This is a genomic window from Lactobacillus acidophilus (assembly GCF_034298135.1).
GTDB classification, from domain to species: domain Bacteria; phylum Bacillota; class Bacilli; order Lactobacillales; family Lactobacillaceae; genus Lactobacillus; species Lactobacillus acidophilus.
Genome location: NZ_CP139575.1, coordinates 512078 through 532111 on the forward strand (window position 1 = coordinate 512078; position 20034 = coordinate 532111).

General features: G+C 34.6%; 19 protein-coding genes. 18 read left to right on the forward strand and 1 reads right to left on the reverse strand.

The genetic code is table 11. The features are described 5' to 3' along the window. Nucleotides 1–17 precede the first annotated feature (17 nt). Genes priA through SO785_RS02290 form a run of 9 tightly spaced genes read left to right on the forward strand, consistent with a single transcriptional unit; the run spans nt 18 to nt 10057 of the window. Nucleotides 18–2417 (forward strand): primosomal protein N', encoded by a 2400-nt coding sequence (gene priA / locus SO785_RS02250; RefSeq protein ID WP_021874105.1) that lies wholly within the window; start codon nt 18–20, stop codon nt 2415–2417. A gap of 12 nt (nt 2418–2429) precedes the next feature. After that, nucleotides 2430–3374, forward strand: coding sequence for a methionyl-tRNA formyltransferase (gene fmt, locus SO785_RS02255; protein ID WP_003547919.1), 945 nt, complete (start codon nt 2430–2432; stop codon nt 3372–3374). Next, the gene (rsmB, locus tag SO785_RS02260) at nt 3325–4692 is read left to right on the forward strand and encodes a 16S rRNA (cytosine(967)-C(5))-methyltransferase RsmB (protein WP_011254418.1); all 1368 of its coding nucleotides are present in this window, start codon (nt 3325–3327) and stop codon (nt 4690–4692) included. Before fmt ends, rsmB begins: the two co-directional genes overlap by 50 nt. A 4-nt stretch (nt 4693–4696) precedes the next feature. Continuing rightward, nucleotides 4697–5452, forward strand: coding sequence for a Stp1/IreP family PP2C-type Ser/Thr phosphatase (locus tag SO785_RS02265; RefSeq protein WP_011254417.1), 756 nt, complete (start codon nt 4697–4699; stop codon nt 5450–5452). Beyond that, nucleotides 5442–7466 carry a Stk1 family PASTA domain-containing Ser/Thr kinase gene (gene pknB / locus SO785_RS02270; RefSeq protein WP_011254416.1) on the forward strand — a complete coding sequence of 675 codons (2025 nt, stop codon included), beginning with the start codon at nt 5442–5444 and terminating at the stop codon, nt 7464–7466. Before SO785_RS02265 ends, pknB begins: the two co-directional genes overlap by 11 nt. A gap of 1 nt (nt 7467) precedes the next feature. Further along, nucleotides 7468–8358 carry a ribosome small subunit-dependent GTPase A gene (gene rsgA / locus SO785_RS02275; protein WP_003547915.1) on the forward strand — a complete coding sequence of 297 codons (891 nt, stop codon included), beginning with the start codon at nt 7468–7470 and terminating at the stop codon, nt 8356–8358. 10 nt (nt 8359–8368) lie between these two features. After that, the gene (gene rpe, locus SO785_RS02280; RefSeq protein WP_003547914.1) at nt 8369–9019 is read left to right on the forward strand and encodes a ribulose-phosphate 3-epimerase; all 651 of its coding nucleotides are present in this window, start codon (nt 8369–8371) and stop codon (nt 9017–9019) included. Then, nucleotides 9019–9705, forward strand: coding sequence for a thiamine diphosphokinase (locus SO785_RS02285; protein ID WP_003547913.1), 687 nt, complete (start codon nt 9019–9021; stop codon nt 9703–9705). Before rpe ends, SO785_RS02285 begins: the two co-directional genes overlap by 1 nt. A 46-nt stretch (nt 9706–9751) precedes the next feature. Next, the gene (locus SO785_RS02290; protein ID WP_003547912.1) at nt 9752–10057 is read left to right on the forward strand and encodes a hypothetical protein; all 306 of its coding nucleotides are present in this window, start codon (nt 9752–9754) and stop codon (nt 10055–10057) included. 110 nt (nt 10058–10167) lie between these two features. Here SO785_RS02290 and rpmB read toward each other — a convergent pair whose 3' ends face one another. After that, nucleotides 10168–10353 (reverse strand): 50S ribosomal protein L28, encoded by a 186-nt coding sequence (gene rpmB, locus SO785_RS02295; protein ID WP_003547911.1) that lies wholly within the window; start codon nt 10351–10353, stop codon nt 10168–10170. Between the two features lie 167 nt (nt 10354–10520). Here rpmB and SO785_RS02300 point away from each other — a divergent pair, with 167 nt between their 5' ends. The 9 genes from SO785_RS02300 to SO785_RS02340 all read left to right on the forward strand — a co-directional run bounded on the left by SO785_RS02300 (nt 10521) and on the right by SO785_RS02340 (nt 19947). Beyond that, nucleotides 10521–10883, forward strand: coding sequence for an Asp23/Gls24 family envelope stress response protein (locus SO785_RS02300; protein WP_003547910.1), 363 nt, complete (start codon nt 10521–10523; stop codon nt 10881–10883). 21 nt (nt 10884–10904) lie between these two features. After that, nucleotides 10905–12566 carry a DAK2 domain-containing protein gene (locus SO785_RS02305; RefSeq protein WP_003547907.1) on the forward strand — a complete coding sequence of 554 codons (1662 nt, stop codon included), beginning with the start codon at nt 10905–10907 and terminating at the stop codon, nt 12564–12566. Between the two features lie 4 nt (nt 12567–12570). Continuing rightward, nucleotides 12571–14607 (forward strand): ATP-dependent DNA helicase RecG, encoded by a 2037-nt coding sequence (recG, locus tag SO785_RS02310; RefSeq protein ID WP_011254414.1) that lies wholly within the window; start codon nt 12571–12573, stop codon nt 14605–14607. 19 nt (nt 14608–14626) lie between these two features. Continuing rightward, nucleotides 14627–15628 (forward strand): phosphate acyltransferase PlsX, encoded by a 1002-nt coding sequence (plsX, locus tag SO785_RS02315; RefSeq protein ID WP_003547901.1) that lies wholly within the window; start codon nt 14627–14629, stop codon nt 15626–15628. Between the two features lie 32 nt (nt 15629–15660). Beyond that, nucleotides 15661–15903, forward strand: a complete 243-nt coding sequence (gene acpP / locus SO785_RS02320; RefSeq protein WP_003547899.1) for an acyl carrier protein — start codon at nt 15661–15663, stop codon at nt 15901–15903. A 116-nt stretch (nt 15904–16019) separates the two neighbouring features. Then, on the forward strand, nt 16020–17051 hold the full coding sequence (locus SO785_RS02325; protein WP_003547898.1) for an ABC transporter ATP-binding protein: 1032 nt from the start codon (nt 16020–16022) through the stop codon (nt 17049–17051). Between the two features lie 3 nt (nt 17052–17054). After that, entirely contained in the window at nt 17055–18041 is a 987-nt protein-coding gene (locus SO785_RS02330) for an ATP-binding cassette domain-containing protein (protein WP_003547895.1), read from the forward strand. 2 nt (nt 18042–18043) lie between these two features. Beyond that, entirely contained in the window at nt 18044–19003 is a 960-nt protein-coding gene (opp4B, locus tag SO785_RS02335; protein WP_021874104.1) for an oligopeptide ABC transporter permease, read from the forward strand. 14 nt (nt 19004–19017) lie between these two features. Further along, nucleotides 19018–19947 carry an ABC transporter permease gene (locus SO785_RS02340; RefSeq protein ID WP_003547893.1) on the forward strand — a complete coding sequence of 310 codons (930 nt, stop codon included), beginning with the start codon at nt 19018–19020 and terminating at the stop codon, nt 19945–19947. Nucleotides 19948–20034: the final 87 nt, after the last annotated feature.

The following is a 20034-nucleotide window of genomic DNA, read 5'->3' on the forward strand; positions in this document are numbered from 1 at the left end:
TTTTTACAGGTGATTAAATGATTGCTAAGGTTGTTGTTGACGTTGCAGCGAAACAAACAGATCGCATATTTGAATATCATATTCCAGTAGAATTAGAAAAAGATATTAAAGTCGGCTCACGTGTAGTGGTACCGTTTGGTCCTAGAAAAATTCAAGGATTCGTTGTTGGATTAAGTGAAGATAGTGAATTTAAAGGGCAACTAAAAGATTTATTGGTAGTAGTAGATGAAATGCCACCATTGACTCCTGAATTGGTGACTTTGTCTGCTGATTTAGCTGAAAATATTTATTCATATAGAATTAAAATTTTACAAGCAATGCTTCCGTGGGTAATGAGAGCCAATTATCGCAAGTTGTTGGTTCCTGCAAATGCTCAAGCTGAGAAGATGCAATTTTTTCAAGGAGATCCAATCGATTTAAACAAAATAACGGATCTTAAGGATATTAAAAAGATTCGTAAATTGCTTAGAGATGGTGATGCTAAGATTGAATATGTCGTTGAAAATAAAGCTAAGAAGAAAAAAGAGAATCAATATGAATTAGTGTTAGAATCTGAAGAGTATACCAAAATTTATAATACTTTAAGACAGAATGCAGTTAAGCAAAAACAGCTCTTAATGGATATTATTGAAAATGAAGCTTCATATCCTAAGAATCAAAAAGATTTTGAAAAAAAATTAGGTTTAACTGCTTCTGTCTTAAATACAGCTGTTAAACGTGGGTGGCTAAAACGAAAAGAAGTTGAAGTTTATCGAGATCCTTTATCAGGATTTAAAGACAATAAAAAAAGTGCTCCTGTTAAATTAAATGATGAACAACAATTTGCTTTGAATCAAATAACAGCAGCGATTGATAAAAGAAAAGCTGAAACGTTCTTATTAGAAGGAATTACAGGTAGTGGAAAAACTGAAGTATATTTACATGCCATCAGTAAAGCATTAGAACAAGGGCGTAATGCCTTAATGCTTGTTCCAGAAATATCTTTAACACCGCAAATGGTTCGCCAAGTAAAATCAAGATTTGGTCAAGCCGTTGCAGTATTGCACAGTGCACTTTCTGAAGGCGAAAAGTATGATGAATGGCGTAGAATTCGTCGTGGTGAAACTAGGGTAGTAGTAGGTGCTAGAAGTGCAGTATTTGCACCATTAGATAATATCGGCTTAATTGTAATTGATGAAGAACATGAATCTTCATATAAGCAGGAAACCGATCCGCGTTATAATGCTCGTGATGTAGCGATTTGGCGTAGTAAGTATCATCATTGTCCATTGGTTTTAGGGAGTGCAACACCATCTTTAGGAAGTCGTGCTCGGGCTCAGAAAAATGTATATAAATTATTGCGTTTAACTAAAAGAGCAAATAATAAAAAATTGCCTAAAGTAAACTTAATTGATTTGAAGCATGTTCAATTTGCAGGTGGTCAATTTGATCTATCAGTTAATTTAGTTGATGCGATTAAGAAGCGTTTGGATAATAAAGAGCAAGTCATTTTGATGCTCAATAGACGTGGCTTTGCTAATTTTATGCTATGTAGAGAATGTGGCTTTGTATTAAAATGTCCTAATTGTGATGTCTCATTAAATTTACATAAGGATACTAATAGCATGCAATGTCATTATTGTGGGCATACTGAACGTGTTCCTAGTCGTTGCCCTAATTGTCAGAGTTCTAAAATTAGATTTTTAGGTACAGGTACGCAAAAAGTACAAGAAGAATTGGAAGAACTTTTACCCGGCGCAAGAATTTTGCGTATGGATGTAGATACCACTAGAAAAAAAAGTAGTTACAAACGTATATTAGATTCTTTTGGTAACCATGAAGCGGATATTTTATTAGGAACGCAGATGATTGCTAAAGGTTTGGATTTTCCTAATGTAACCTTAGTTGGAGTAATTAATGCAGATACTGGCTTGTGGTTATCAGATTATAATGCATCGGAAAAAACATTTGAATTATTGACTCAAGTAGCAGGTCGGGCTGGCCGGGCTAATAAAGAAGGAGAAGTTTTAATTCAAACTTATAATCCAGAACACTATGCAATTCAGTTAGCTCAAACGCAAAATTATGAACGATTTTACGGATATGAAATGAATGTCCGTCATGCAGGAAATTATCCACCATACTTTTTTACAGTGTTAATTTCAATTGCTGCAAAAAAAGAACAAAATGCAGCTAGAGAAGCATTTAGGATTAAACGATACTTATCACAACATTTGCATGAGGAGATGATTATTTTAGGTCCAACACCAAGTGCAATTTCTCGAGTAAAAAATCAATATTATTATCAAATGCTGGTAAAATATAAAAAAGAACCAAATATAAAAGAATTATTACACCATATTCAAGATTCAGCTCAAGAAGCTAAGAAATATGGTTTAAATGTATTTATTGATAATGAACCAGAAAAAATAATGTAAGGGGATGCTCAAATGACATCAGTAATATTTATGGGAACACCTGAATTTTCTGTTCCAGTACTTGAAGGTTTGATCGAAGCAGGTTATGAAATAAGGGCTGTTGTTACACAACCAGATAAAAAAGTTGGTCGTAAGCAAAAAATTGCCAAGACTCCAGCTAAGATTGCTGCTGAAAAGCATGATTTACCAGTTCTTCAACCCGTTAAATTATCAGGATCAGAAGAGATGAATCAATTGATTGATATGCATGCAGATTTAATTGTAACTGCAGCATATGGTCAATTTTTGCCCACTAAATTTTTGAAGTCTGTTAATATTGCGGCCGTTAATGTCCATGGTTCACTTTTACCTAAATATCGTGGTGGGGCACCAATCCAATATTCGTTAATTAATGGCGACAAAGAAACTGGTATCACTATTATGGAAATGGTTAAGAAAATGGATGCGGGTGATATCTACGCTCAAGAGGCAATCAAAATTGAACCAGAAGATAATGCTGGAACCTTATTTAGCAAATTATCAATTCTTGGTAGAGATTTATTACTTAAAACTTTACCTTCAATCATTGATGGAAGTGTTAAAAAGACTCCACAAGATCCTGATAAAGTAGTCTTTTCACCAAATATTACTAAAGAACAAGAACGTTTAAGTATTGATATGACCGCTGAACAAGCAAATAATATGATTCGTGCTTTGAATCCAGATCCAGGTGCTTATTTAATGATTAATGGTCAAAGATTCAAAGTATGGGAGGCTGAAGTTGCTAGCGATTCTTCAAGTTTAGAAGCTGGTACTGTGGTTGCTAATAAAGGGCGTTTTGCAATTAGTTTCGCTGATAATACAGTTTTGAACTTATTAGAAGTACAACCAAGTGGTAAAAAGAGAATGAATATTAAGAACTTCTTAAATGGTCAAGGTAGTAAGTTTGTCACAGGTGAAGAAATTGTCGACAAGTAAAAGTGCCCGTGCAATTAGTTTAGAAACTTTAATTAAAGTTTTAGGAAATGGATCGTATTCTAATATTAGTTTAAATAATAGTCTTAAAAATTCTGATCTCGCAATTGCTGATCAAAATTTGGCTACAAGAATAGTTTATGGGACAATCCAATATCGAATTTTTTTAGAATATCAATTAAATGGTTTAATTAAAACTAAGCTCACAGAGAAGTACATTAAACCACTATTGTTGATGTCGCTTTATCAAATTATTTTCTTAGATAAGGTTCCTAATCGTGCTATCTTAGATGAAGCAAATAAATTAGCTAAAAAATTTGGTAAGCATCATTCTTCAGGCTATCGAATAGTAAACGGTATTTTGCGTTCTTTTATTAGACGAGGCGTGATTTTACCGGATAAAAATAATGAAATTGAATATTTAAGCATAAAAGAAAGCGTGCCAGAATGGTTAGTCAAATACTTGATTTCTAACTGGGGCATTGAAAAAACTAAGTCTGTCTTAAGTAGTATTAATGAACCTGCTAAAAATAGTGTACGTATCTCTATGTTTAGTGACAAAAAGAAAGTATTTGAAGAATTAGATAATGAGGGCTTTAATCCTAATTGGTCTAACTTATCTGCTAATGATATAGTTTTAGATCATGGTGGTGTTAGTCAAAGCAACTTATTTAAGAGTGGGAATTTGACAATTCAAGATGAAGCGGCTAGCTTAGTTGTAGAAGCTTTTGATTTTGATAAAGATAAACCAGAACATGTTTTGGATGCATGCAGTGCACCAGGTGGTAAAACAGTCCAATTGGCTGAGAGCTTTAAGAATGGAACGGTTACTGCGCTGGATATTCATGAAAAGAAGTTACGTTTAGTAAAAGAAAATGCTAAGCGGATGCACGTATCCGATAAAGTTAAAACACAAGCCTGTGATGCGCGTGAGGCTCAAGCTAGGTTTGATGCTGGTGAGTTTACCAAGATTTTAGTTGATGCTCCTTGTTCTGGTCTTGGATTGCTTAGACGCAAACCAGAAATTCGTTATACTAAAAGTTTAAAAGATTTAAAAAATTTGCAAAAAATCCAATTGGCAATTTTAGATTCTGTTAGTTTACTTTTACATGTAAATGGTGAATTAGTTTATTCCACTTGTTCAATTTCAATGGAAGAAAATGAAGATGTGGTTAAAAAGTTTTTACAAACACATTCTAATTTTGAATTAAAGCCTTTTAAATTAAGTAAGTTAGAATCGAAAACAGGAATGTTAAAGATAATGCCTGATCAAGATGGAAATGATGGATTTTTCATTGCAAAATTTAAGTTACGAGGTTAGATTTTTGATTGAAACAGCATATGCTTCAAGTATCGGTAAGGTACGAAAGAGCAATCAAGATTTTGTACAAGTTTTTAAAAATCATGCAGATATTACCCTAGCAATCGTTTGTGACGGTATGGGTGGTCATCAAGGTGGTGACGTTGCTTCAACAATGGCAGTGACGCATTTAGGGCATAATTTTAAGATGACGGATTTCACTAATGCTGATCTTGCACAAAAATGGCTAGAAGTACAATTAAAGTCTGAAAATGAAACTATTTTAAAAACAGCTGATAAGTTCCCTGATTTAAATGGAATGGGTACTACAATTGTATTGGCTTTTGCTTTTGCGGATACAGCTTTGATTGCACATTTAGGTGATTCTCGTGCGTATAATTATTCTGAGGGGAAATTCGTCCAATTAACTGAAGATCATTCATTAGTCAATGAATTAGTCAAAATGCGACAAATTACTAGAGAACAAGCTAAGCATCATCCTCAAAAAAACATAATTACACAAGCTCTGGGTGTTTCGAGTACAATTGACCCTGAATTTGATGAAATAAAATTAGGTGAAAATGATATTATCTTACTTTGTACAGATGGATTAACTAACTCACTTAATGATCCGCAAATTCAACAAATTTTGGCCACTAAAGAGCTTAGTTTAAAAGAACGTTGTAATAAGTTAATTAGCGAAGCTAATCGATTGGGCGGTGGTGATAATATTACCGTCTGCCTAATTTGGAACAAGGAGGACAAGAGCAGTGATCGATAAAGGTTATCTGCTTGGTGAGCGCTATCGCATCATTGATACACTGGGTGAAGGCGGGATGGCGAATGTTTATCTAGCTGAAGATATTATTTTGCAACGTAAAGTTGCTGTGAAAATACTACGACTGGATTTACAAAATGAATCTCAAACGCAAGCTCGTTTTCAAAGAGAAGCTTTAGCTACTAGTGAATTAAGTCATCCTAATATTGTTTCTGTTCTTGATGTAGGAACAGATCATGGTTTGCCTTATATGGTGATGGAATATGTTGATGGTCCGGATTTAAAAGATTATATTCGTGAGAATTCTCCATTAGATTTACGTGAAGTAATTCAAATTATGGACCAGATTTTGAGTGCCGTAGCTCTTGCTCACAAGCACAATGTAATTCATCGTGATTTAAAGCCGCAAAATATTTTAATGGATAAAAGAGGCAATATTAAAATTGCGGATTTTGGTATTGCTGTAGCACTTAATCAGAGTTCTATTACTCAAACTAATTCTGTGATGGGCTCTGTTCATTATATGTCACCAGAACAAACACGTGGCGGATTAGTAACTAGGCAATCAGATATATATTCTTTGGGGATTATTTTATATGAATTGATTACGGGAACAGTACCATTTAATGGTGATACACCTGTTTCAATTGCATTAAAGCATGCGCAAGAGCCAATACCCTCTATTAGAAAAAAAGATAGAAGTGTACCACAGGCATTAGAAAATGTGGTTTTAAAGGCTACAGCTAAAGATCCACGAGATCGATATCCATCTGCGCAAGCAATGAAGGCTGATCTTGATAGCAGCTTAGATCCTGCAAGAGCAGATGAGCCCGTATTTGTTCCAACTCATGGTAATAATGATGATAAAACTATTGTATTACCAGGTTTTAAACCGCAAAAAGATCCTGCTCCGGAAACAGAAAAAGAAGAAGTAGTTTCAAGTGAGAAAGAAGATAAAACGAGCTTTTGGCAAAATGTTAAAAAGCATAAATGGTGGTGGATTTTCTCTATCATTGCGGCTGGATTAATCATATTTATTATGATTTTTGCTTTGAGTGGTAACAGCAATAAACCAACACAGGTTAACATTCCAGATGTCACTAACGTAGCTGAAAAAGAAGCCGAAAACAGATTGAAGGCTGCTGGATTACAAGTTGGACGAATTATTAGACGACAATCAGACGATGTTAAAAAAGGCTATGTAATAGCCACAAGACCTACTGCTGGCAATAGCGTAAACAAAGGAAATTCAGTTAATCTAATTGTTTCAAGCGGCTCAAGTATGGTAAAAGTGCCAGATGTTGTTGGTGATAGATATGATGAAGCTGCAGAAAAATTAGAAAATATGGGTTTTGATGTTATAAGGGAAGATCAATATTCCAATAAGGTTCCACCTAATGATATTATTTCTCAAAGTATTGCAGCCGATGTTGAAGTGAAACCAACTCAAACTAGTATTACTTTAGTAGTATCTAAAGGTAAGAGTGCACGTCCTAAGAATAATACTGTAACCTTAAAAGATTTGCGTAACTACTCATTAAAGAGTGCGCAAGATTATGCAAAAGAAAATAATCTAACTTTGCAAATTAATCAAGAGTATTCAGATGATGTTGAAAAAGGACTGGTAATCTCAATGGATCCAGGTCCTGATACTAAGGTTGATAAAGGCTCAACAGTTACAATTAAGGTCTCTAAAGGCCCTAAAGAAGAAAAAGATACTACAATTACTAAGACATTTACAGTTAATTATGTAGGTGATAACCTTAATAAAGGTGAAAAAACTGATAATGAGAAAGAAAATAGTAGCGAGACTTCAAGTGAAGTAAGCGAAAGCAAAGGAGATCACGTTCAAATTTATATTAAGGATGATGATCATTCTTTGAGTAATATTTATCGAGACCTATATATTAAACGTGATATGAGCTTTTCAATTCCATTTTCTCTTAAGAATGGAAATGGCGAATTAAGAGTAGTTCGTAATGGTGATACGATTTTGAATGAAAAGGTGACAAAATAAAATGAAACTAGCACAAGGAACTGTTGTTGGTTTAATTGCTGGTTATTATGATGTTGAAACTGCTACGGGTATCGTGAGAACGCGTGCTCGTGGCGTTTTTCGTCAGAAAAAGCAAAAGCCTGCAGTAGGAGATCGTGTAGAAATTCAAATAGACGATAAAGGCATGAGCTATTTGGTTGAGATCTTACCACGTATAAATAGGATTGGTCGGCCAGCTGTAGCGAATGTGAGTCATGTATTGCTAGTAATTTCTGCAGTTGAACCTGATTTTTCGTTAGAATTACTCGATCGTTTTTTGACCTTTTTTTCTTGGCAAAAAGTAAATGTTACTATTTATTTATCTAAAGCGGATTTGATTAGTGAACAGAGATTAAATGAGATAAAAGAATCATTAGATTATTATCAAAAAATTGGTTATCCCGTATTTATTGATTATCATCATTTGGAAGAAAAAATTGGTGATATGATAAAAGACAATCAAATTTGGACTTTAGCTGGACAATCGGGTGCTGGTAAATCTACATTACTTAACCATTTGAAAAAGGATGCAAATCAGACAACTGGTGCAATTTCAACGAGTTTAAATCGGGGTAAGCACACTACTCGAAAAGTTGAGCTCTTTAAATTGGGACATGGATTTCTTGCAGATACACCGGGATTTTCATCAATTGATTTGACCCCGATTAAATTGAATGAATTGTGCAATTATTTCATTGAATTTAAACGGGCTAGCAAAAAATGTAAATTTCGGGGATGTCAGCACATCAAAGAACCAGGTTGTGAGGTTAAGAAATTACTCGAAGAGGGTAAGATCCTCCATAGTCGTTATGATGACTATTTAGCAATGCGAACAGAAATTAATGAAGGACGAATGCCAGAATATTTAAAATAGAGGAAAAAATATGATTATTGCACCATCAATTTTAAATGCAGATAACTTGAATTTAGAAACTGATATAAAAGAGGCTATTGCAGCTGGTATAAATCGCTTTCATATTGATATTATGGATGGTCACTTTGTACCTAACTTATCTTTTGGTCCACAATTAGTTGAAGACTTTAAACGTGAATTTCCAATGACAGATGCAGAAATTCATTTGATGAGTGATAGTCCAGATGACCTGGTACCAGCCTTTGTTAACGCAGGCGCTGATTTAATTGAGCTACACTATGAGGCAATGGATGAAGATAAGCTAGACTATTGGTTAGATTATTTAATTTCTAATGGTGTAAATACAGGCTTAGCACTTAATCCAGATACGCCTAGTGATGTAGTTACTAAATATGTGTCAAAACTTAATCAAGTATTAGTAATGACAGTTTATCCTGGGTTTGGCGGCCAAGAGTTTATAGCTAATTCTGCTCAAAAAATTAAGGAAGTAAGAGAATTAGTAGGTCCAGATATTGATATTGAAGTAGACGGTGGTATTAACAATCAAACAATCAAAATTGCTAAAGACGCTGGAGCAAATGTATTTGTAGTAGGGTCATATTTGTATAAGGCTGGTAATATAGCCAATCAAGTTCATAAATTAGAAGATATTCTTAAGTGATGAAAGCATATGCATTAGTAGGTGGGCCAACTGATTTGTGGCTACATGATATAAAAAAGCAGTTAACTGAAGCTAAGCAGAATAATGATTTGATTTTTGGCGTTGATCGTGGTGCGTTGTTTTTAGAAGAATTAGGTATTATCCCCGATGTAGCTATAGGTGATTTTGATTCGCTTCAAGCTAAAGATTTATCTCGAATTGAAAAGACAGTTAAGGACATTAGATATTCTAATCCGATAAAAGACTGGACTGATTCTGAAATAATGGTGCAAACGGTCTTTAAAGACTATCTAGCAGATAAATTAATAATTTTAGGTGCCAGTGGTGGAAGAATAGATCACTTTTTAATTAATTTATTAATGTGGTTAAATCCTTCGATTAATCAATTTGCTCAAAGAGTTGAAATAATTGATAAACAAAATAGTATTGTGTTTTTTAACCCTGGCGTCCATATAATTAAAAAAAAGCCAGATTATCCGTACATTGGTTTTGCTACATTGTCAGAAACTGAAGACTTTAATATAAGTGGTGCGAGATATGATTTAAATGATTATTCAAGTACATATCCTCGAGTTTTTTCTTCAAATGAATTTTTACCTAATAGCGATTATTTTGAAATATCATTAAAAAAAGGAATGATTGCAGCAATTTATTCTAAAGATATTAATCGCTTTCATAATTTATAAAAAAGTGTAAAAATAGGTGTAGAGAAAAAGAAATGAGGAAATATTTATGAAATACACTGATTTTGAGAAAGACGTTGCTGATTTTGAAAATGGTCGTTATGAAGCACGACTTGATCGTGCTAAGCAAAATGTTGAAGACTATCTGCATAAAAATCATGTTCATATCTTCGATAAGAAGAAGAACAAGGAAGTTGCTACAATCAATGGTTTGGCTAGAAATGTTACTTATCAAGATTTAGGCTTACCAACTAAGCTTGGTGAAATGATCACTGAATATGCTTATACACCAATTGATGAAAGAATGGCAGAAGAAATTCCTGATGATGACAAACATCATAATATTATGAAATAAATAAAAATGTTCTTGGATTAATAATCCGAGAACATTTTTTATTATCTAATGGAGTTTTAAGGTAAAAAAATAAGCCTGTCAGATACTAGATCTGATAGACTTTTTGGTTATTACACACGAGTAACTTTACCAGACTTCAAAGCCTTGGTTGAAACCCAAACGCGCTTTGGCTTACCGTCAACAAGAATGCGAACTTTTTGAAGGTTTGGCTTCCAAGCACGACGAGTTGGGTTCAATGAGTGTGAACGTTTGTTACCGAAAGTAGTTTTCTTACCTGTTACGTAATCTTTTGCCATTTGCTAAACCTCCTTTATATATGGTGTCATACTTAATTAGGTTATCATATGTTTTGGATCAATTCAATATTAAAAGGATTTTTTTAGTACGTATTTTGCTTATTGATTATGTCTCTACTATGATAAAATAATAAACGTATATATAGATAATAAAACGGAGGATAAAGATGGCTGTTAAGATCAAGACAAAAGATGGTTTGATTGATATTTCAAACGGTGTAATCGCAACTGTTGTTGGTGGTGCAGCTACGTCTAACTATGGCGTTGTAGGAATGGCTTCTAAAAATGCTATTCGTGATGGTTTTGACGGGATTCTTAATCGTGCCAATTATAAGCGCGGTGTTGTTGTCAAGTCAGAAGACAATGAAATTACTGTTGACGTGTACATTATTGTAGGCTATGGACTTAAGATTTCTGAAGTAAGTAAGAACGTACAGGACAGCGTAAAATTTAACCTTTCTAATCAATTGGGAATTAATACTAAAGCCGTTAATGTAATCGTTCAAAGTGTTAAGGTACTTGACGAATAACGCAAGCGGAGGTTTTAAATAGTGGTTATAAATGAAATAGATAGTAAACAATTTAGAGATATGGTACGTGTTGCCACTCATAGAATGGGTAAAAATGCAGAATTTGTTAATTCTTTAAATGTTTTTCCTGTTCCAGATGGTGATACTGGTACCAATATGAATTTAACTATTGAAAGTGGTGCCAAAGCTGTTTCTGAAAATCCTAGCACTAGTGTTGGCGATTTAACTGAAAGCTTGGCTAAAGGGATGTTAATGGGAGCACGCGGTAATAGTGGTGTTATTACTTCACAATTGTTCCGTGGCTTTTATAAAGCAACTCAAGGTATGAAAACATTAACAGCTCCAGAATTGGCCAATGCTTTTTCAAATGGTGTTGCAACTGCATATAAAGCTGTTATGAAACCTGTAGAAGGTACAATTTTGACAGTAGCTCGTGTTGCTGCACAAGAAGGTACATCTAAGGCTAACGATACTGATGATGTTACTGAAGTAATGAAAGCTGTAGTAGAAGGCGCTAAAAAGGCACTTAAATCTACTCCTGATTTACTTCCAGTATTGAAGCAGGTAGGTGTAGTTGATTCAGGTGGACAAGGTCTTGTATTTATTTATGAAGGCTTTTTGGAAGGCTTATTAGGTGAAAACTTCGCAGATCAATATCAACCAGACGAAAACGAGATGGATGAGATGATTAATGCAATGCACCACCAATCATCTGTCCAAAGTCAATTAGCTACTCAAGACATTAAGAACGGCTATTGTACCGAAATTATGGTTGACTTAAATGCTGATGTTCCTAATAAAAAAGAATTCGATCTTGAAGAATTTAGAAAGCATTTATCCGGCTTAGGTGACTCACTTCTTGCAGTTTCAGATGGTGAAATTGCTAAGGTTCACGTTCACACAGAACATCCAGGTGATGTTTTCCAATATGGTAGTCAATTTGGTCAATTAGGTAAGATTAAGATTGATAATATGAGAATTCAACATGAAAGTATTGTTGATCAAGATGAAGAACAACAAGAAAATGTTGACTTTGCAATAATCGCTGTTGCTTCAGGTAATGGTATCCGCAAGTTGTTTGAAAGCGAAGGCGTAAACCGAATTATTTCAGGTGGTCAAACAATGAACCCATCTACTCAAGACTTTATTGATGCAATTAAAAAGTCCGGAGCTAAAAAGGCAATTGTATTGCCAAATAACGGTAATATTGTAATGGCTGCAAAACAAGCTGCAGAAGTTAGTGACATTCCAGTTGGTATTGTACCAAGTAAGACTATCTCACAAGGCCTAACTGCTATGCTCTCATTTGATCCAGATGCATCTGTTGAAGAAAATGTTGAGGCAATGTCAGAAGATCTTGATACTGTTGTTTCAGGCGAAGTAACCCAAGCTACTCGTGATACTGAAATTGATGATGTTGAGATTCATAAAAATGATTACCTTGGTATTGTCGATGGTAAGATTGAGGTCGATAATGCTGATTTAATCGATACTACTACTGAAATGATCGAAAAGATGATTGACGAAGATTCTGAAATCATTACTATTATGTATGGCCGTGATTCTAGTGAAGAAGAAGCACAAGAAGTGGTTGCTCGTCTTGAGGAAAAGCATGATGATTTTGAATTTGAAATTCATGATGGTGGTCAACCTGTATATCATTTCTTAGTATCTGTTGAATAAAAATATGATAAATAATGCATTGTTTGCTCCTGTAACGGATTTAAAAGGTGTAGGGACAAAGACTGCAGCTGATCTTGGAAGCTTAGGTATATATAGCATTTATGATTTGCTTTTTTACTTTCCTTTTCGATATGATGAACTTCAGACATTACCGTTAGATCAAATCATGGATGGTCAAAAGGTAGTATTAAAAGGAATAGTAGCAACTGAACCTTTCGTTAGTCGTTTTGGTTATAAGAAAAGTCGACTAAGCTTCAAAATGAGAATTGACCATGAGGTAATCATGGTCAATTTTTTTAATCAACCATGGTTAAAAAACAAGATTGAAATTGGTCAAGAAATTGCAATTTACGGCAAGTATAATGTAGCTCGTCAAAGTCTCTCTGCTTTTAAATTTGTAGCAGCAAAAGAAAATGATAGTGGTATGGCACCAATTTATCCGGTTAACCGTCACATAAAGCAAAAAAAGCTAGTTAGCCTGATTGATTTAGCAATTGAAGAATTTTTAGATCAAGTTAATGATATAGTCCCAGAGAAAATCAGACAGGAATATCATTTATTAAATGATCGAGAAATTATTACCAAAATGCATCATCCCAAAAATAGTAATGACGCAGAAATAGGTAAAAGAAGTGCGATTTTTCGTGAATTTTTTATTTTTGAATTACAATTAGCACTTTTGACTAAAAAAGATGGTAATCAACTAGGTTATGCCAAAAAATATGATCTAAAAGAGGTTGCTAATCTAACTAAATCGTTACCCTTTGAACTTTCTGATGATCAAAAACATGTTGTTAATGAAATTTTCGCTGATTTACATTCATCTAATCAAATGAGAAGGCTGCTTCAAGGTGATGTGGGATCAGGTAAAACAGTTGTTGCAGTTTATGCGATTTTTGCTGCAATTACTGCTGGTTATCAAGCTGCTTTGATGGTACCTACAGAAATTTTAGCAACGCAGCATTTTAAGAAAATCGATGAATTATTACGCCCATTTGGTATAAGAGTGGCGCTTTTAACCAGTAATACTAAAACTTTAGAACGGCGTGAAATATATCGTGAGCTAACTGATGGAACTATTAATGTGGTGATTGGCACACATGCATTGATTCAGAAAAATGTGATTTTTAAAAAATTGGGTTTAGTTATCATTGATGAACAACATAGATTTGGTGTGGGACAAAGACAGGCTTTAATTAATAAGGGCGATAATCCGGATGTTTTGGCTATGACGGCTACCCCAATTCCTAGAACTCTTGCCCTTACCGTTTATGGAGATATGACACTTTCTGAAATTCACCACTTACCATCTGGTAGAAAACCGATTATTTCATCTTGGAAAACAAGTTCTCAGATGAAAGATGTTTATAAACGAATGCATGAGCAATTAGATCAAGGTTTTCAAATATATGCAGTTACACCTTTAATTACGGATTCAGAAACTTTAGATTTGAAGAATGCAGAAGAACTGCATGAAAAACTAAGTCATGATTTTCCTGATAAAAAGGTTGTACTTCTACATGGGCAAATGCCTGGTGTAAAAAAAGATGAAATCATGTCAGCTTTTGCTAGCGGTGAAATTAATATTTTGGTAACTACTAGTGTAATTGAGGTTGGTGTGGACGTGGCTAATGCTAATATGATGATTATTTATAACGCTGATCGATTTGGGTTGAGTCAGCTGCATCAGTTACGAGGAAGAATCGGACGTGGAGAAACACAGAGTTATTGTGTATTTATTGCGGATCCTAGAACTGATACAGGTAAGGCAAGAATGAAGATTATTTCTGCTACTAATGATGGCTTTAAATTAGCTGAAGAAGATTTAAAAATGCGTGGTGAAGGTGACTTGTTTGGTAAAGCACAATCTGGATTACCTGAATTTCGCGTGGGAGATGTAGTTAACAATTATAATACCTTGGTTGTAGCTCAAAAAATCGCAAGAAAATTAGTTAATGATGATCCAGATTTACTTGATCCCGAACATAAAATACTAAAACAAATGCTAGAATATAAGCAATTAGAACAAAATAGAATATAGAAAAGATTGTGGTGAAATTATGAGAACAATTGCTATTGATGCCATGGGGGGCGAGAATGCTCCAGAAGCCATAGTAAAAGCAGTTTTAAAAGCAAAAAATGAGATGCCAGAAACTAAATTTTTATTATTTGGTGATAAAGAGCAATTACGTGAATTAATTCCAGCTGATCAGATTAATGATCAATTGGGAGTTGTGGCTACTACTGAAACAATTGCAGATGAAGATGAACCAGTTAAGGCGATTAGAAGAAAAAAGGATTCTTCAATGGTTGTAGCTGCTAACTTTGTTAAAGAAGGCAAGGCAGATGCGTTGTTGTCACTTGGTAATACTGGTGCCCTTCTTGCATGTGGTATTTTTATTATTGGAAGAATTAAAGGCATTGTTCGGCCAGGCTTAATGCCAACTTTACCGGTTCAAAATAGCGATGATGGCTTTAACATGGTAGACGTTGGTGCTAATGCTAAGAGTAAGCCAGAATACTTGCTTCAATGGGCTGAAATGGCATCATACTATGCTCAAAAAATTCGCGGCATTGACAATCCCAGAATTGCTTTATTAAATAATGGTGCCGAAAGCGATAAGGGTGACGATGTCCACCAAAAAGCCTATGAACTATTAAAAGATAGTGATTTGAACTTTGTAGGCAATATTGAAGGAAACGAGTTATTACTTGGTAATGCAGATGTAGTAGTTACAGATGGATTTACAGGTAATGCAGTTCTTAAAAATATTGAAGGAACTTCAAGCGTAATTTTGCATTTATTAAAAGATAGTCTTTTGAATGGCAATCTTATGACTAAAATGGGTGCATTAATGGTTAAAGGATCATTAGCCAGTTTGAAGTCAAAATTTGATACTGCTAAATATGGCGGTGCTGTGTTACTCGGTGTTAACGCTCCAGTGGTGAAGACACATGGCCGCTCAAATGAACGTCCTATTTATTACACACTCAAACAAGTTGATAAAATGATTAAAGAAAAACTTGTTGAAGATTTTAGAGACGAATTTAGTGAAAAATAGTACAATACTTTATTAAAAAGGAGAACTAAAAAATGTCAGAAGAAGAAATTTTTAATAAGATTAAAGATCTTATTGCCGATAATTTTGAAGTGGATAAGGATAGTATCACTGAAAACACAAACTTTATGAATGATTTAGATGCTGATTCAATTGATTTAGTTGAATTTATTTTGCAACTTGAAGATGAATTCGGTGCAGAAATTCCAGATGATGAAGCTGAAAAAATTAAAACTGTTGGTGATGCAGTCTCATATATTAAGTCTCATCAAGGTTAATTTCCTAAAAAAAGCCGTGTCGTTATTTGCATACGACCGGCTTTGTGTTTATAATTAGAAAATAAATAGAAAAGATTAAACGACTTTTAATGAAGTCTTAAATGGAGGAATGACCTTTGGAAAAGCAGAGTGATCTATTACTAGATATCCAGCACCTGCATACGGCGTACCGTTTGCAAGGGAAATTCTATGATGCTGCAGATGATATTAATTTAACTTTGAAGCGTAACGAGATTTTAGCTGTTGTAGGTGAATCTGGTTGTGGTAAAAGTACTATTGCTGCAAGTATCATTGGATTGTATGACCATAAAAACACTAAAGTTACAGGGGACATTCTTTACAATGAATTAAACCTTGTTGGCTTAAATGAATCTTTATTTAATAAAATTCGTGGGGATAAGATCGGAATGATCTTTCAAGATCCTCTAGCCAGTTTGAATCCATTGATGCGTGTAGGTGATCAAGTTGCTGAAACACTTTATTACCATACTGATATGGATGAAAAGGCACGTCATGCACGTGTAATTGAATTGTTTAATCAAGTAGGAATGCCAAGACCTGAAGAAATGTATGAAATGTATCCACATGAACTGTCAGGTGGACTTCGTCAGCGTGTAGTTATTGCCATGGCTATTGCATGTAAGCCAGAAGTTATTATTGCTGATGAACCAACTACTGCTTTGGATGTAACTATTCAAGCACAGATTTTGGACTTGCTTGAAGATATTCAAAAGCAATCACATTCAGGTATTATTTTGATTACACACGACTTAGGTGTTGTAGCTGAAACAGCCGATGAAGTTGCAGTTATGTATGCTGGTCAAATTGTGGAAAAAGCGGATGTAAAAACTATTTTTGAAAATCCACTTCATCCATATACAAGATCACTTCTTAATTCAATGCCTCAATCAGATGATACTGATGAAGATCTTCATGTTATCCATGGAACTGTACCATCGCTTAAAAATATGCCACGTAGTGGTGATCGTTTTGCTGCGAGAATTCCTTGGATTCCTGCAAGTGCTCATGAAAAGGATCCACAAGTACATGAAGTTGCACCAGGACACTGGGTAAGATGTACTTGCTGGAAATCATTCCACTTTGAGAATGAAGATAATACGCAAAAGGTAACAGCAAGTGGGGAGTAGTTTATGGCAAAAGAAATTATTCAGATAAAAGATCTAAAGGTCTATTACCCAATTCGTTCCGGTTTTTGGAACAGAATTACCGATTACGTTCGTGCGGTTGATGGAGTTAATTTCTCAATTAGCGAAGGTGAAACTTATGGTTTAATTGGTGAATCTGGATCTGGTAAATCTACAACTGGTAAGGCAATTGTGGGAGTAGAAAAAGTTACAGGCGGCCAAATTATGTATAAAGGCTTAGACGTAACTAAAGCAAGCAATCGTAAAAAGCTTGATTATAACAAAGATGTCCAAATGATTTTCCAGGATTCTATGTCAAGTTTGAATCCAAGAAAGAGAATCGAAGACATTATTGCTGAGCCAATTCGAAATTTTGAAAATTTGACTACCGATCAAGAACGTGATCGTGTACAAGAATTGCTTGATATTGTAGGTATGCCTAGTGATGCGATCTACAAGTATCCTCACGAATTCTCAGGTGGTCAGCGTCAAAGAATCGGTGTTGCGCGTGCTGTTGCTACTAATCCTAAATTGATTGTTGCTGATGAACCAACTAGTGCTTTGGATTTATCAGTTCAAGCACAAGTTTTGAACTTCATGAAGCATATTCAACAACAATATAATATTGCTTACTTATTTATTTCTCACGATTTAGGTGTTGTTAAGCATATGTCAGAGAACTTAGCTATTATGCACCGTGGTCGATTAGTAGAATTAGGTAGTCGTGAAGAAATTTATAAGCATCCAATTCATATTTATACTAAGCGACTTCTTTCGGCTATTCCTAAGGTTGATGTAGAACATCGTGAAGAACATAAGAAGCATCGTGAACAAGTAGAAAAAGAATTTGAAGAAGATCAAAGTAAGTGGTACGACAAAGATGGTCGCGTATATCCACTTCAAAAGGTAGCTCCAAATCACTGGGTAGCATTGCCACAAGATATGGTTCAGGAAGCTAAACTTGAAGAGCGAGAAGAAAAGGAGAGTGATTAAGCATGTGGAAAACAATCTTACGTCGTTTGTTAATCATGATCCCTCAATTGATCATCTTGAGTTTATTAGTCTTCCTTTTGGCTAAAATGATGCCAGGTGACCCATTTAGTGGATCAATTAACCCTAACACTGACCCTAAACAAATTGAAGCTTTGAGAAGGGCAGCAGGACTTTATGATCCTTGGTATGTGCAATATCTTAGATGGGTAGGTAACTTGTTCCATGGAGATTTAGGAACTAGTTATATTCAACATGTTCCAGTAACTTCATTGATTGCTGATCGTGCAAGTAACACTTTCTGGCTGTCACTTTTAACTACTATTTTAACTTATAGTATTGCTATCCCACTTGGTATTACTGCTGGTCGTCACCAAGATGAATGGCAAGATACAAGTGTACAAATTTTCAACTACATCACATTGGCTACACCAGGATTCGTATTCTACATTTTAGGTTTGTGGCTATTTGGCTTTACTTTAGGCTGGTTCCCAATCTCAGGTTCCGTTTCTGCTAATGCATCAGGATTCTGGGGCGTATTTGGTAGTCGAATTTATCACATGATTTTACCAGCAATTTTGTATGCTTTGATCACTACTACTAGTACTGTTCAATACTTAAGAACTGGTATTGTTGATAATAAAGTTGAAGATTACGTAAGAACTGCTCGGAGTAAGGGTGTACCTGAAAATGTTGTTTCCCATAAGCATATTTTAAGAAACTCTTTATTGCCAATTGCTGCCTTCTTAGGTAACACTATTACTGGTCTTCTTAGTGGTTCAATGATTATTGAAAGTGTATTTAGTTATCCTGGTATGGGTAAGTTGTTCCTTGACTCAATTGGACAACGTGATTACACTACTTTGACTGCTTTGATTCTTATTTTTGGTATCTTAACATTAATTGGTAACTTACTGTCAGATATCATTATGAGTATTATTGACCCACGTATTAGAATTCAATAGGAAGGAGAGAAGAAATGGCTGATAAAAAAGAAACTTCTGCAAAAACAGCAAAACAAAAAGAAGCTAACGAAAAGGCTACTCTCCCACCTTCTGGATTCCGAGTTGCTATTCGCGAAATTTTGCGTTCAAAGTCTGCTTGTGCAGCATTGATTATTATTATTTTAATTTTGTTATTCACGTTCGGTGGTTCCTTATTCTTAAATAAAGCTCAAGTAACTGAAATGAACATTGCCGATGCCTACTATGGATGGGGTGAAGCAGGCCACCTCTTAGGTACTGATGATGGTGGTCGTGATATTCTTAAATTACTCATGATGGGTGGTAGAAACTCAATCATGATTGGTTTATCAGTTACTTTAATTACCGAAATCGTTGGTTTGATAGTTGGTTTAGTATCCGGATATTATGGTGGAGCAATTGACTCTGTTATTATGAGAATAGTTGACTTTGTTCAAATTTTGCCACAAATGCCAATTATTATTGTATTAACTACTGTTATTCCTAACTATAATGCCGTAACTTTAGTATTATTAATTGCGATGTTTGGTTGGACAACTACAGCTCGTTATTACCGTTCATTTATTTTGTCACAACGTGATCGTGATTATGTTTTGGCTTCAAAGACTTCAGGTTCATCTAACTTACAAATTATGTTCCGTGAAGTTTTACCAAACATTACTTCTATGATTATCATCGACGTTGTTTTAACTATTGCTGGTAACATTGGTATTGAAACTAGTCTTTCATACTTAGGTTATGGTTTGCCTACAACCACTCCATCACTAGGTACGCTGATTGGATTTGCCAATGACCCAGTTAACGTTATTAATCGTCCATGGTTATGGCTTCCTGCTACATTATTACTGTTAGTAATTTCATTAAGCATTAACTATGTTGGTCGTGCACTTCAACGTGCTGGTGATGCAAGACAACGTGAAAATTAATATAATATAAATATATTAAAACAGCTCTATCTTATGATAGAGCTGTTTTTATGTATATAACATAAAAACAATATTTGATATAAATAA

Coding starts and splice junctions, on each gene's coding strand:
- SO785_RS02290 (WP_003547912.1), top strand. CDS start 9,752: ATGAAATACACTGATTTTGAGAAAGACGTTGCTGATTTTGAAAATGGT.
- priA (WP_021874105.1), top strand. CDS start 18: ATGATTGCTAAGGTTGTTGTTGACGTTGCAGCGAAACAAACAGATCGC.
- SO785_RS02285 (WP_003547913.1), top strand. CDS start 9,019: ATGAAAGCATATGCATTAGTAGGTGGGCCAACTGATTTGTGGCTACAT.
- rsmB (WP_011254418.1), top strand. CDS start 3,325: ATGGTCAAGGTAGTAAGTTTGTCACAGGTGAAGAAATTGTCGACAAGT.
- SO785_RS02330 (WP_003547895.1), top strand. CDS start 17,055: ATGGCAAAAGAAATTATTCAGATAAAAGATCTAAAGGTCTATTACCCA.
- recG (WP_011254414.1), top strand. CDS start 12,571: ATGATAAATAATGCATTGTTTGCTCCTGTAACGGATTTAAAAGGTGTA.
- rpe (WP_003547914.1), top strand. CDS start 8,369: ATGATTATTGCACCATCAATTTTAAATGCAGATAACTTGAATTTAGAA.
- plsX (WP_003547901.1), top strand. CDS start 14,627: ATGAGAACAATTGCTATTGATGCCATGGGGGGCGAGAATGCTCCAGAA.
- SO785_RS02340 (WP_003547893.1), top strand. CDS start 19,018: ATGGCTGATAAAAAAGAAACTTCTGCAAAAACAGCAAAACAAAAAGAA.
- opp4B (WP_021874104.1), top strand. CDS start 18,044: ATGTGGAAAACAATCTTACGTCGTTTGTTAATCATGATCCCTCAATTG.
- rpmB (WP_003547911.1), bottom strand. CDS start 10,353: ATGGCAAAAGATTACGTAACAGGTAAGAAAACTACTTTCGGTAACAAA.
- fmt (WP_003547919.1), top strand. CDS start 2,430: ATGACATCAGTAATATTTATGGGAACACCTGAATTTTCTGTTCCAGTA.
- acpP (WP_003547899.1), top strand. CDS start 15,661: ATGTCAGAAGAAGAAATTTTTAATAAGATTAAAGATCTTATTGCCGAT.
- SO785_RS02300 (WP_003547910.1), top strand. CDS start 10,521: ATGGCTGTTAAGATCAAGACAAAAGATGGTTTGATTGATATTTCAAAC.
- rsgA (WP_003547915.1), top strand. CDS start 7,468: ATGAAACTAGCACAAGGAACTGTTGTTGGTTTAATTGCTGGTTATTAT.